Source organism: Flavobacterium pectinovorum, assembly GCF_022802975.1.
GTDB classification, from domain to species: domain Bacteria; phylum Bacteroidota; class Bacteroidia; order Flavobacteriales; family Flavobacteriaceae; genus Flavobacterium; species Flavobacterium pectinovorum_B.
In genome coordinates this window covers 98,753-112,648 of record NZ_JAFEVZ010000015.1, presented here as the reverse complement: position 1 = coordinate 112,648, position 13,896 = coordinate 98,753, and the positions used below count along the sequence as shown (strand labels likewise).

The following is a 13,896-nucleotide window of genomic DNA, read 5'->3' as shown; positions in this document are numbered from 1 at the left end:
TCCAGAGTATTTCTAACATATAATGTATAGTTATTTGGAGCAAGTCCGGCAAACACATTTGAGATTTGATAAGTTGTTCCGTTCAAGCTATACTCTATTCCAGTTTGAAGAGCAATGGTAATTGTTCCTGTTGGAATGGCGCAAGTAGGCTGTACAACACTTGAAGCTGTTGGGATTGATGGAGCAGTTGGTACCGGATTGATTTTTACAATACCTGATGAAGCTACTGATGTACATGAATTGGAATTGGTAATTTTGAAAGTATAATCGGTGTTAGCAATTAAACCAGTAAATAAATAACTAGTACCTGAACCTGTTACAGGATTTCCTGTTGACGGTATAATTGTCCAGTTCCCTGTTGGTAATCCGCTAAATAGAGCACTTCCTGTGTTTATAGCACAGGTTGGTTGGGTAATGTTGTTAATAACGGGAGGTTGTTGTTTATCTAAAATAGGGCTTATCATTAGTCGATTAAGACTTTCACAGCCAAATAAAGGAGTTGTAGATTGTTGCGCTGCATAATAATTTCTTCCACTTGTAATTAAGGTATTAGATGGTAAAACATTTCCTCCACTTGGAGCATCATACCATACTACATTAGAATTGTTTACGATTCCTTTTAAAACAATTGAATTTAATGTTGCATTTTGGGATTCGCAAAAAAGAGGTGTTACGGAATCAGCGGTTGGAGTCAACGGATTAACAATTTCTGCCGTAACTTCGAGGCGATTTACACTTTCGCAGCCCGAAATATTTTGAGTGGCATAATATTTTTTTCCATTGACTAATGGTGTAATTAAAGGTAAAGAATTGCCAGAAACTATTGCATCATACCATACTATAGGAGTACTTCCAGAAACTATTAAATCTCCAACGGTTGCGGCTTCACTGGAACAGAACAATTGAATTCCATTGCCTGAAGGACTTATAGGGGCATTTATAGTGACATTAGCTGCAACTCTAGGTATGCTTTCGCAACCTGATATTGTTTGAGAGCCATAATACACAGCATTTGTTAAAGGACTAGAATCAAGTAACGGCGTATTTCCTGTTGGGGATGAATACCATTTTATGTTTACCCCAGAAGTTACGATAGCTGTAAGAGAAGCAACTGTGGCATTCGCAGATTCGCAAAAAACGGGTGATATATCAGATAAAGTTATTGTTAAAGGTTTGTTTATTGTAACAGTTACAGCTAATTTGGATACACTTTCACAGCCAGATATAGTTTGTGTTGCAGAATAAACTCCATTTGTCAAGGCTGTACTCGGAGTCAATAAAGTTCCTAAAGAATCATACCATTTCACATTAGTTCCCGTGACGATTAAATCGGCAACGGTTGCTGAATTACAAAAAACCGGATGAGTAACAGTTGTTGTAGGGGCAGCTGGCTTATTAATAGTAACACTAACTTTTAATCTTTCGGTACTTTCACAAAGCAAACCGGTCGTTGCTGTTTGAGAGGCATAATAATCTTCTGAATTAACTAATGCGACCGTATTAGAAAGAGGGGATCCGCCAATTGCATCTTGGTACCATTTTATTCCAGTTCCAATAGCTGTTAAATTGGAAATAGTTGCATTTTGGGATTCACAAAATACTTGAGTAGCTGAACCATTTGGTTTTGATTGCGAATTAATGGTCAGTGATACAGCTGTTCTGTTAGAACTTAAACAGTTATCTGCTATTTTTCTAGCTTCGGCATAATAAGTATAAACACCTGGCATATTTACTGTTGGTGTATAGGTAAGACTATTTGTAGACAAGGGGACGCCGCCACTATTATTGCTGTACCAATCAATTGTTTCTCCAGTATTGACTGTGGCAGATAAAGTTAGATTGGTTTCTCCTTCACAAATAGATTTATCTCCGTTGCTTATTGGTCCATCTATAATTGCACAAGAACAGATGGGTGCTGTTACGTTAAATGTTTCAACACAGCCATTCCCTTTATCGGCAGTAAGAATGATATTGGTTCCGGCCGGTATATTTGTTATCGAATTTCCTGTTACTACACCAACAGCAGGCGATCTCGAAATTACACTGCCACTTGCAGCAGTAAAATTGATAGTATAAGTTAATAAATCAAGTGAACATGTTTTTGCTGTTATATTCAAAAAAGGAGAATTTTTTATTTCTAATGTTACTGCAGTTCTTGAAACGCTAGAGCAAGAAGCAATATTGTTTTGAGCATAATAAGTAATTGAACCAACTGAATTTAAAATTGGATTTGCAACAATATTTCCATTTGTCATGGCATCATACCAAGTAATAGTTCCGGTAGTAGTAGTTGTGGTTGCGGTTAAAGTTTGTAAAGGATTTGTTGCACAAACAGATTGATTTCCTCCACTTACCGGAATTGCCGGATTGTTTATAGTGACTGTTAGTGCATATCTTGCAACACTTTCACAAGTGCCTATTGTTTGAGAAGCGTAATAAGTGCTTCCGGATACTAAAGTTTCAGAATTTAAAAGTGCATTCCCTCCTGTTGAATTGGCGTACCATTTAATAACTCCTGTTCCTGAGGCTGTTAAATCGGCAATAGTTCCGGCGTTACAAACCATTTGTAAACCTGAACCCGTTGGAGCAGCAGTAGTATTTATTATAACCAAAGAGGAATTTCTTTGAAAGCTTTCGCAAGAAAGGGTTCCTGTTATTGTTTGAGTGGCATAATAGGTTTCTCCATTTACTAAATTTGTATTAGGTGCTAAAGGAGAACCACCGTTGGGATTTGCGTACCATTTTACAGCAGTACCCACTGCAACTAGATCGGATACTTTTGCAGTATTACAGAATGTTTGTGTTGCAGTTACCATTGGTCCTGATGGATCATCTACAATAACATCTACTTTTAAACGAGAAATACTTTTACAAAAAGTGACAGGAGCGGTTTGTTCAGCATAATATGAACCTGTTGTTAAATCAGTATTAGTAGGAATTGCTGTTCCACCAATAGCTGTTGTAAACCATTCAATATTATTTCCATTAGCAATTAAACTACTTATTTTTGGAGTAGTAATTTTACAAAAATTTTGATTAGATAAGCCTGTTGGAGGATCTGTAATATTATAAACGACAGTAACATCTGCCGAGGAAACAGTACATTGCCCGCTTGAAATAGTCCAGGTAAAAACATAGGTGCCAGAAATACTAACAGTAGCGGTGGTATTGCCAAGAGAATTATCACTAAAAACAACAGTGCCCGGGCCTGATTTTTTAGTCCAAAAACCTGTTCCTGCCAAGGGCGTGTTTCCTCCTAATACTGCACTAACAAAAGAACATCTTGTTTGGTTTGCTCCCACGGTAGCGACTGTTGGATTAGCCACAAAATTCATAATTATATTTGCTGTACTATAGCACGGAGTCAATGCGGCTTCTGCTACCACAACCGGATTTGGTGCTTCTAAATTATAATCAATAGCTTGGTTGCCATAATCAGTTGTTCTTGTTGCCGGACTCAAAAACGAATTGGTAACATTGTAGTTGTTAGTGTCGTTATCTTGCATGGTAAAAGCAAAAAATTTAAGATCACCAGTAGTGTAACCAACTAAAGCTTTTGAAACCTCTACTTCAAAACCCAGATTATAATCGGAAACCCCTGAATTATTTTTATTAATCCCCATGACAGCAGTAGGAAGACCGGTAGCTGCAGTTCCTAAATAAGTTTTGATAGAATTTCCCGTTTTTAATTCCATTACATCGGCATAATAGTTTGTCTCTCCAGCATCAGTGGCAATGGCAATGCAATAATCAGCAGCAAAATAGGAGTCGAAAGTAGATGGGTTGTTATTAAAATAATTGAAAGCTCTAACATGTGGAGAAGAACCGTTTTCATCTCCATAATTAGAAACATTAAAACCTCCGGGTTTTGTATCCAAAAAAACCATGATTCTTTTATAATTCAAAGCTTTACCTGCAATTCCAAAAACTAATTTATCTTCAGTTGGACTTATTTTTAGAGCATTTATGTATCCATTTGTTGCATTTCCGGATAATGAAACTAATGGGGTATTATTTTCCAGAGCGGCTGTTCCCCAGGCATTTTCGGTAAGATTTCCGTCTAATGTAACGGCATATCGAGATCGAACACTTACCATTTGTCCATTAGTCAAAGCATTTGTTGTATAAGTTCGACTGCTTGACATCGCTTGTTTGACAATTCCATCTACCGAAAATTCAAATAAATCAGCTCCGCCAGATGCTGTAAAAGTTACTGAGGTGCCCAAACATAGAGGATTAGAGATGTTATTTGCCGGATTTGATGACAGAGAAACTGGTGGAGGATTATTATAAACTGAGGCTACTACAGGAACTCGCGTACTGGTTTCTGAACCTGATCTTGCAGATACATAAAACGTAGTTGTAGTTGTAACAGTTGGACTATAATTGTTACCAGTAAATAAAACTGTTCCGCCTGTTTGGCTTGAAAACCATTCAATAATATTGCCACTTGCGCCTGTAGCCGAAAGATTAATTACACCAGGGCCACAAGAGCTGCCAGCAACTGTTGTAGGCGGAGTAATAATAGCTAAAATATTTAAATTTTCAGAGAAAGACTTATTTAAAATCTGCTTATTTGACGAATTTTTTAGGAGAAGTATTTCTTTATTAGTTTTAGATAATAATGCTAAATCATTAAAATTTTCAGCAATTAATTTATTGCTTAATATAATAGTAATAAGAAAAATTAAATGTATTTTTTTTTTCATAAATTCTTGTTTATTGTTAAAAAATAACGATATCTTAACTTGTGAAATTTAAAAGTAGTCTTTTATTTATGTTTAAACAATGAAGGATTTGTTCAAACCAGAACTACAACGAAGTAGTGTTTGTAAGTATTTAAAATTCAATGAAAGAACACTGTTTTTTTTAATAACTTGAGGTTTAGTTAATTAAAAAGTATCTTCTTTTTTGTTGTTGTTTTCTATCTAAGCTATTTTAAAAATAATAATAAAAAGTAGGATATAACATCGTAAAAAAATATTATAAGTAAGATTGAATCTGGAGTAATAAAAAGTTTTTTTTAAGGATTACAATTATATCCAAAGCAAATAAAATTTGTGAGTATTATCAGGCTTTCTTTATAAAGATATGAGTAGAGAAAAAAATGAAAGTGGACTACAGAATTATTAAATTGTCAAAATCAAACTGAATATATTGAAGAATGACAATTCTTTAGAAAGGATAAGGAAGGAAATTAAATCCGTCTTAGATATACCAAACAAAATTTGTAGCTGGGGTTATTGCAATTGAAGTTTTATTAACAAGTACTTTAAAAGTGGTTGAATTACCATTTTCAATGTTTTGAAACTGAAATGGAAATTATAAATTTTTGATATTTCAAAGAGAAACGTTTGAAATCAAAAATAGAATTTGCCATTTTTTTAGTTTGGCAGTAAGCTATAAGCATATAGCCTAAGGCATATTGCTTATAGCGATATTGTTTATCTTTTCGATATTTCGTCTCTAATTTTGGCAGCTTTTTCGTAATCTTCCTGAGAAACTGCCTGATCTAAAAGTTCGTTCAATTCCTGAAGACTGTGTTTGGCGTAAAGATCTCCAGATTGGTTTGTTTCTTCTTCGCGACCAAAAGTTTCCGGATTAGAAAGGACGTCATCAATTTCCTGAGCTCCCTGATCTGTTTCAGCAGTATTTGATTTTAAGTAAATTCCGGCTTTATCTAAAATATTTTTATAAGTAAAGATTGGAGCACTAAAACGCAATGCCAGTGCTATTGCATCGGATGTTCTGGCGTCGATAATCTCTTCGATTTTATCTCTTTCACAAATTAAGCTTGAGTAAAAAACACCGTCAACTAATTTGTGTATAATTACTTGTTTTACGACGATATCAAATCTTTCTGCAAAGTTTTTGAACAAATCGTGTGTTAATGGGCGAGGAGGTTTAATCTCTTTTTCTAAGGCAATAGCAATTGATTGGGCTTCAAAAGCACCAATAACAATAGGTAATTTTCTTTCACCATCAACTTCATTCAAAATTAAGGCATAAGCGCCATTTTGAGTTTGACTGTATGATATTCCTTTTATGGATAATTTTACTAGACTCATATTTATGGTTAAAAAAGGCAGTTAAATGCCTCATTTTAATACTTTTTTTGGTTGGGAAAATAAAGGTGCAATTTTAATCAAAAAATATGGAACAAAAAAGCTACCTAAAGCAAAGATACGATTATCTTATTTTTAGGCAGCTATATTTTTATAGAGAATTTCTTAAATTAAGAATGTTGTGCCTTGAAGGCTTTTAGTTTCTCAATTAATTGTGGTACAATTTCGAATGCATCTCCAACTACTCCATAATCGGCTACTTTAAAGAAAGGAGCTTCAGGATCACTATTAATGACTACTTTTATTTTTGATGAGTTGATACCTGCAATATGTTGGATTGCTCCGGAAATTCCTACTGCAATGTATAAGTTAGTTGCAACCGGTTTTCCTGTTTGTCCAACGTGTTCACTGTGAGGTCTCCATCCTAAATCAGAAACTGGTTTAGAACATGCAGTTGCAGCACCTAATACAGTAGCTAAATCTTCAATTAATCCCCAGTTTTCAGGGCCTTTTAATCCACGTCCACCTGAAACTACTATATCAGCATCAGCAATAGATACTTTTCCGCTTACTTTTTCTACAGAGTCTACTTTTATTCCAAAATCATTTTCTCCAATTGCAGGACTAAAATCTTCTTCAGTTGCAGATCCTGCACTTTCAAAAATTCCGTAAGAGTTTTTGGCTAATCCAAGAACTTTTACATCTGTATTGATTTCTGTAATATTGAAAGCTTTATTTGAGAAAGCGTTTCTTTTTACCTGAAATGGAGTAGTGTTAACCGGTAATCCAACAACGTTAGATGCAAAACCGGCATTTAAAGCTACTGCGACTAATGATGAAAGATAAATGCTGTCTGTTGTTGAAGAAAGTAAAACTACTTTTGTCCCTTCTTTTTCAGCAGCTTGCTTGATAATATCTGCGTAAGCCTTTGCAGTAAAACCTGCTAATTTATTATTATTTACTTTAAGAACTTTGTCAACTCCGTATTTTGCTAATTCGCTAACGTCGCTGATATTTACAGTTAAAGCTGTAACAGTTGTTCCTAATGATTCTGCTACTTTTTTAGCATAAGAAGCCAATTCGAACGCTACTTTTTTAAATTTTCCTTCTGCAGATTCTGCATATATTAATATTGACATGATGTTTTTGTTTAGAAGTTTAAAGTTTCAGGTTTCAAGTTCGCTAACAGAAAACCGCTACTAAATACTGATTACTAGATTACTTTCGCTTCGTTGTGTAATAAATTGATTAGCTCATCTAAATTATCTGCAGGAACTAATTTTACTGCTGATTTAGGTGCCGGTTTTTCAAATTTTACCGCTTTTGTATTTACTGGGGCGTCAACTGGTTCAAGAATAGTTAAAGCTTTTGTTCGTGCTGTCATAATTCCTCTCATGTTAGGAATACGTAGATCTTTCTCTTCAACAAGACCTTTTTGGCCACCAATGATCAAAGGAAGTGTAGTGCTGACGGTTTCTTTTCCACCATCGATTTCACGAACGGCTTTTACATTATTTCCGTCAACAGTAATAGCTGTACAAGAGTTTAAAAAGTTAGAGCCTGTAATCCCTGCAATCATTCCCGGAACCATTCCACCATTATAATCAAGAGATTCTTTTCCTGCAATTACAAGATCGTATCCGCCATTTTTAATTACTTCAGCTAATTGTTTTGCAACAAAAAAACCATCTGTTGGGTTTGCGTTTACACGAATTGCCTCATTTGCACCAATTGCCAATGCTTTACGCAAAGTTGGTTCGGTATCAGGACCGCCAACATTTACAACTGTTACATTTGCACCTTGCTGCTCCTGAAACCAGATAGCACGGGTAAGACCGAATTCGTCGTTAGGGTTAATTACATATTGTACGCCGGCTGTATCAAATTCTGAATCGCCGTTTGTAAAGTTAATTTTTGAAGTAGTATCAGGCACATGGCTGATGCAAACTAGTATTTTCATAAGTATATATTTTGAATTTATTAATATGCTTCTACAAATTTAGAATTTAATTTGGAATAATTATACTATGCATGCATAATATTTTTAAAAACTATTACGATTTCGAAAATTATTCGTTTTTAAGTTTTTTTTAAATGAAATTTTAAACAATTTTCATTGATATACACAGTATCTTCAATAGCATGATTTTATTTAAGAGTGGTATTGTGTTTGTTAATAGATACTTAAAGTGGTTTTTTGAGGTTGGGGTTGAAAAAATATTTTCACATGTTTTTAGAATAAAATAAGAAAATCGGGTTTTTGTGAAATATATTTTAACCAAGAAAATGGATAGTATCATTATTTAGTAAATATCACAATAAACTTTAAAAAGTTAAAAGTGAAAGAAGAAGGAGAAGTTCCTGTTATTTTAAACTCAATTTATGCTTTTAAGTTATTTAAAATATTTATTTTTGCTTTTCAGAAAAAAGAACATAATATACAACTATGAGAACAATACAATTTAGAGAGGCCATTTGCGAAGCGATGAGCGAAGAAATGCGTCGCGATGAATCCATATATTTAATGGGCGAAGAGGTTGCAGAATACAACGGAGCATACAAAGCTTCAAAAGGAATGCTTGCTGAGTTTGGCGAAAAAAGAGTAATCGATACTCCAATTGCTGAGCTTGGGTTTACAGGAATTGCAGTAGGTTCTGCAATGAACGGTAACCGACCAATTGTAGAATATATGACTTTCAACTTTTGTTTAGTTGGTATTGATCAAATTATAAATAACGCTGCGAAGATGCGTCAAATGACAGGAGGACAGTTTAATGTGCCTATCGTTTTTCGCGGACCAACTGCTTCTGCAGGTCAATTAGGAGCAACTCACTCTCAGGCTTTAGAAAACTGGTTTGCTAACACTCCGGGTCTTAAAGTTGTAGTTCCATCTACTCCTTATGATGCGAAAGGGCTTTTAAAATCAGCTATTCGTGATAATGATCCTGTGATTTTTATGGAATCTGAGCAAATGTATGGTGACAAAGGCGAAGTGCCGGACGGAGAATATACAATTCCATTAGGAGTTGCTGATATCAAACGTGAAGGTACTGATGTAACTATCGTTTCTTTCGGAAAAATCATTAAAGAAGCTTTAATTGCTGCTGATGAATTAGCTAAAGAAGGAATTTCATGTGAAGTTATCGATTTAAGAACCGTTCGCCCAATGGATAATGAAGCGATTTTAAAATCAGTTAAAAAAACAAATCGTTTGGTAATTTTAGAAGAGGCCTGGCCATTTGCCAGTATTTCATCTGAAATTACTTATATCGTTCAGGAACAAGCATTCGATTTCCTTGATGCGCCAATACAGCGTATTACAACTGCTGATGCTCCGGCACCTTATTCTCCGGTTTTATTAAAAGACTGGTTGCCAAATGCAGGTGATGTAGTAAAAGCAGTTAAGAAAGTATTATACAAATAATACACATAAAAAATACTCATAAAACTTCATCATTCCTAGTTAATTGATGAAGTTTTTTTTTGACGGTTATGAAAAAAATAATTTTACTCAGCCTATTTTTTGTATTTGCTTTTGCAGATATTGTCTTCGCACAAACTAAAGTGAGTGGAATTGTTTTGGACAAATCTAATCTGCCTATTCCGTTTGCGAATGTTGTTTTTAAAGGTTCAAATACAGGAATAGTTTCTAATGAAGATGGACGTTTTTATTTAGAATCGCCAAATACTTATACCGCTTTACTGGTTACTTCGGCTGGATTTTCAGATAAAGAAGTTCCTTTGGAAAAAGCAGTAAATTATAATTTCAAAATTGTTTTAAGTGAACCTGAAGCACTTAATGAAGTTGTAATTTTTACTGGTAAAACTTCAAAAAAGAACAATCCGGCATTAGATATTTTGAGAAAGATTTGGGAAAGAAAGCGTAAAAACGGTCTTTATCAATTCAATCAGTATCAGATGCAGAAGTACGAGAAAGTCGAGTTTGATATGAATACGATTGATAGTGCTTTTATGAAAAACAAGCTCTTTAAAGGAATGGAGTTTGTATTCAATCATGTGGATACTTCTGATGTTACCGGAAAAACATACCTGCCAATTTTTATAAACGAATCGGTTTATGATGTTTATGGGGACAACAAACTGAAGAAAGTAAAAGAAAATTTATCAGGAAACAAAATGTCCGGTTTCAATGGGAATCAGCAGATTTTATCTTTTGTAAAAGACCTTTATTCAGACTATAATATTTACGACAATCATCTTAAATTTTTTGATAAAAGTTTTACAAGCCCGCTTTCAAAAACAGGAATTGATGTTTATAATTATGTGTTGAAAGACAGTGCTTTTATTGATAAAAAGTGGTGTTATAATATTGTTTTTTATCCAAGGCGTAAAAACGAATTGACTTTTAAAGGAGATTTTTGGGTAAATGATTCGACTTTTGCCATTAAGAAAATTAATATGGGCGTAACCAAAAGCGCCAATATCAACTGGGTAAAGGATATTTATATCGAACAGGAATTTGAGGTAGAAAATGATTCGGTTTTTCTATTGACACGTGATTATATGATGTCAGATTTTGCTTTAAATAAAAAAGAAAAATCAAAAGGGGTTTATGGAAAAAGAACTACGCTTTACAGAGGTCATAAATTCAATATTCAAAAACCGGAGAAATTTTATAAAGAAGAGGTTAATTTTATAGACAACGCTGTTTATCAACGACCGGATGAATTTTGGGAAGAAAATCGTTTTGAAAAATTAAACAAAGACGAACAAGGAATTTACAAAATGCTGGATACTTTGCAGACTGTCAAGAAATTTAAGCAGCTTTATAGTTTAGTTTCCATTTTGGGAAGTGGTTATGTCGAATTCAAGAATTTCGATTTTGGACCTATTTTCTCTACTTTTGGATATAATGAAGTTGAAGGGTTGAGATTAAGAGCAGGAGGAAGAACTTATTTTGGACCAAACGATCCATGGCGTGTACAAGCTTATACAGCGTATGGTTTTGATGATAATAAGTTCAAATACGGTGTTTCCGGAAAATGGATGGTTGACAAGAAAAAAAGAGTCATTATCTCTGGAGGGAACAGACGTGATATTGAGCAGATTGGAGCCAGTTTAACAACCACAAACGATGTTTTAGGCAGAAGTTTTGCTTCTTCGGCTTTATTTACGACCGGGAGCAACGGAAAACTGACCAATATTAATTTGAGTAATGTTTCGGTTGAAATGGAGCCTATGAAAAACTTTATAGTTTCTGCAGGTTTTTCATACAGAACATTAGAATCGGCATCAAATACTTTTAGTTTAGATTATTACACCACTTTGCCGTCAGTAGTAAATCCTGTTGGAGTTGCTAAAAGTGATGTAAAACAGTCTGAAGCAAATATTCAGTTTGAGTTTATGCCTAATCGTAAAACAATTGGTTATGGAGTAGAGAGAAACTTAGTAGATAGTCCTTTCAGTCATTTCTTTGTTAATTTTAGTTATGGTCTAAAAGGAGTGCTTGACAGTGATTTTGCTTACGAAAAAATACAGTTATTTTACAAACAGCCTATTATTATTGGGCCTTTGGGAAGATCCAATATTATTTTGGAAACCGGAAAAACATTCGGTACAATTCCGTTGGGTTTAATGAGTGTAATTCCGGGAAACCAGACTTATTTTACAATTGAAAATACGTTTAGTAACCTGAATTTCTACGAATTCGTTACGGATCAATATACCACTTTGCAATGGAACCATGATTTTGGAGGAAGATTGTTTGCCCGCATACCATTCATGCGAAAACTAAATTGGAGAGAATTTGTAGGTGTCAGAGCCGTTCATGGAACAATTTCTGATGAAAACCGCGCTATAAATGCTTCCGGGCTTCCGTATAATGCTCCAGAGAATGTGTATTGGGAATACAATGCCGGAATTGGAAATATCTTTAAAGTTTTCAGAATTGATTTCTCCTGGAGAGGGAATTATTTAAACATGCCTGATGCTGCTAAATTTGCTGTAAAAGGATCTTTCGGGTTCTATTTCTAATTAGCAGTAAAGGTTTAAAGTTACAAAGTAGCAAAGGTTAAATTCTTTGCGACTTTTTTATGCGTAAATATTTTTTCTCCCGCAGATTTTGCTGATGAGGCAGATTTAATATTTTTAATATATCTGCTAGATCTGCGGGAACTAAAACTTTGCGGCTTAGCGTCTTTGCCGAGATTTTTATTTAATTTTGACAAACACTTAAAAATTTATGCAAGAAGCCATCGATTTTCTAATCAATAAAAACCCAATATTTCGGGAAATAATCGAAAAATATGGATTGCCAACAATCCCAAAGCGTCCGAAGGGTTTTGAAACGTTGGTTTTATTGATTCTCGAACAACAGGTTTCTATAGATTCGGCGAAAGCCACCTTCTTAAAAATAAAAGCGTATACAACTTGCAACCCTGAATCTATGGCTGTTTTGCCGGATGAAGAGTTTAAAAATTTAGGAATAAGCCGTCAGAAAACAAAATACATTAAAATTTTAGCGGAAGCGGTTTTAAATAAAGAATTAGATATCGAAAGTCTGGCTTTAAAATCGGCAAAAGAAGTTCGGGAAGAACTTATCAAATTAAAAGGAATAGGAAACTGGACAATTGATATTTATTTGATGTTTTGTTTACAGGAGCAGGATTTGATTCCTTTGGGCGATATTGCAGTCGTTAATACCATCAAAGAATTACTGAATATTCATGACAAACTGGAGATGGAAATTCATACAGAACAATGGAGTCCGTATCGTTCTTATGCGACCTACCTGCTTTGGCATTTTTACTTAAATAAGAGAAATAGGAAAATTACATATTAATGCTTCTTTTTGAAATTCTATTTTGAATATTTTATTGGGTTTGAAATTCAGGGGTTAACTTATTTAGCTTTTTTGTAATATAATACGTGCTTTTGTTATATTTACACAACTAACCAATTCTAAACCGATGAAATTAAGATTAATACTTTTTTTGATAGTAACATTTAATTTTGCCTTTTCTCAAACCTCCAAAATTGAGACAGACGCGTTAAAAAAATACAGTTCATACATCTTGAAATCCTATAATACCAATGCTAATTGGTCAATTAAATATATTTTAAAAAGAGGTCTTGTGCAGGAAGAAGAAAATTATAAAGATGATGAATTTAGATCGATTCAAAAAAATACCTATGATAAAAAGAATAATCTTGTTTACAAGGTTTTGATTTTTAAGAATACATTTAATGATCAAAAAATGGATACTTTAAGCGAGAAGTTTTTAAAGTATGACGATAAAAACAGGTTAGTGGAATTACGAGATATTATTAAATTTTCAGTAACCAAATTAACAGATGATGCTACAGGAATTGAAGTATATTCAGATTTTGATAAAAATTCAAACGCAAAATTAATTAGCAGATATAATGGAGATTATAAACCAGTTTATTATGGCTATAGTAAAGAAAATAGAGAGTTTGACAATAAAGGGAATTTGATTAAAGAAGAGAAAATAGAGTTAAAATATGCTCAAAAAGACGAGTCTTCACAAATATTAAAAGTTGAAACAAATGTATATCAGTATGATAAATATGGTAATGTGATTGAAGTAAAAAGAAATTTTGAACCTAAAAAAGAGCTTCCATATACAGGTTTAGACGGATTAACTATTTATGAAACTGAAAATTATGAATATGAGTATAATGATAAAGGTTTATGGTTGAAAAAATATAGAATTGTAGAAGGGAAGAAAAAATTACTTGAAGAAAGGATTTTTAATAAGTAATTCAAATAAATATTTCTTAGGATGTATTTTGTGAATTGAAATATTTGTTAGATGCTTTTTATATCTTGTTTTTCAACGGAATCATG

At 33.6% G+C, this 13,896-nt stretch carries 8 protein-coding genes; 4 read left to right on the top strand and 4 right to left on the bottom strand.

Features of this window, described 5'->3' with window-relative positions:
- The 4 genes from FLV_RS17990 to FLV_RS17975 all read right to left on the bottom strand — a co-directional run.
- A partial coding sequence (locus FLV_RS17990; protein WP_243236048.1) for a hypothetical protein occupies window positions 1-4,709 on the bottom strand: 4,709 nt, incomplete at its 3' end.
- A 735-nt stretch (window positions 4,710-5,444) separates the two neighbouring features.
- The gene (locus FLV_RS17985; RefSeq protein ID WP_243236045.1) at window positions 5,445-6,068 is read right to left on the bottom strand and encodes a bifunctional nuclease family protein; all 624 of its coding nucleotides are present in this window, start codon (window positions 6,066-6,068) and stop codon (window positions 5,445-5,447) included.
- Window positions 6,069-6,235: 167 nt separating this feature from the next.
- Window positions 6,236-7,204: an electron transfer flavoprotein subunit alpha/FixB family protein gene (locus FLV_RS17980; protein WP_243236043.1), complete on the bottom strand. Its 969-nt coding sequence runs from the start codon at window positions 7,202-7,204 to the stop codon at window positions 6,236-6,238.
- Window positions 7,205-7,278: 74 nt separating this feature from the next.
- Window positions 7,279-8,025 carry an electron transfer flavoprotein subunit beta/FixA family protein gene (locus FLV_RS17975; protein WP_243236041.1) on the bottom strand — a complete coding sequence of 249 codons (747 nt, stop codon included), beginning with the start codon at window positions 8,023-8,025 and terminating at the stop codon, window positions 7,279-7,281.
- A gap of 486 nt (window positions 8,026-8,511) precedes the next feature.
- Here FLV_RS17975 and FLV_RS17970 point away from each other — a divergent pair, with 486 nt between their 5' ends.
- From FLV_RS17970 to FLV_RS17955, 4 genes are all read left to right on the top strand, one after another.
- Window positions 8,512-9,489, top strand: a complete 978-nt coding sequence (locus FLV_RS17970) for a pyruvate dehydrogenase complex E1 component subunit beta (RefSeq protein WP_243236040.1) — start codon at window positions 8,512-8,514, stop codon at window positions 9,487-9,489.
- A 68-nt stretch (window positions 9,490-9,557) separates the two neighbouring features.
- Window positions 9,558-12,059 (top strand): DUF5686 family protein, encoded by a 2,502-nt coding sequence (locus FLV_RS17965; protein WP_243236038.1) that lies wholly within the window; start codon window positions 9,558-9,560, stop codon window positions 12,057-12,059.
- Between the two features lie 208 nt (window positions 12,060-12,267).
- A complete protein-coding gene (locus tag FLV_RS17960) occupies window positions 12,268-12,867 on the top strand; it encodes a DNA-3-methyladenine glycosylase family protein (protein WP_243236032.1) in 600 nt (199 codons plus the stop codon).
- A 127-nt stretch (window positions 12,868-12,994) separates the two neighbouring features.
- Window positions 12,995-13,810 (top strand): hypothetical protein, encoded by an 816-nt coding sequence (locus FLV_RS17955; RefSeq protein ID WP_243236030.1) that lies wholly within the window; start codon window positions 12,995-12,997, stop codon window positions 13,808-13,810.
- The last annotated feature ends 86 nt before the right edge of the window (window positions 13,811-13,896 follow it).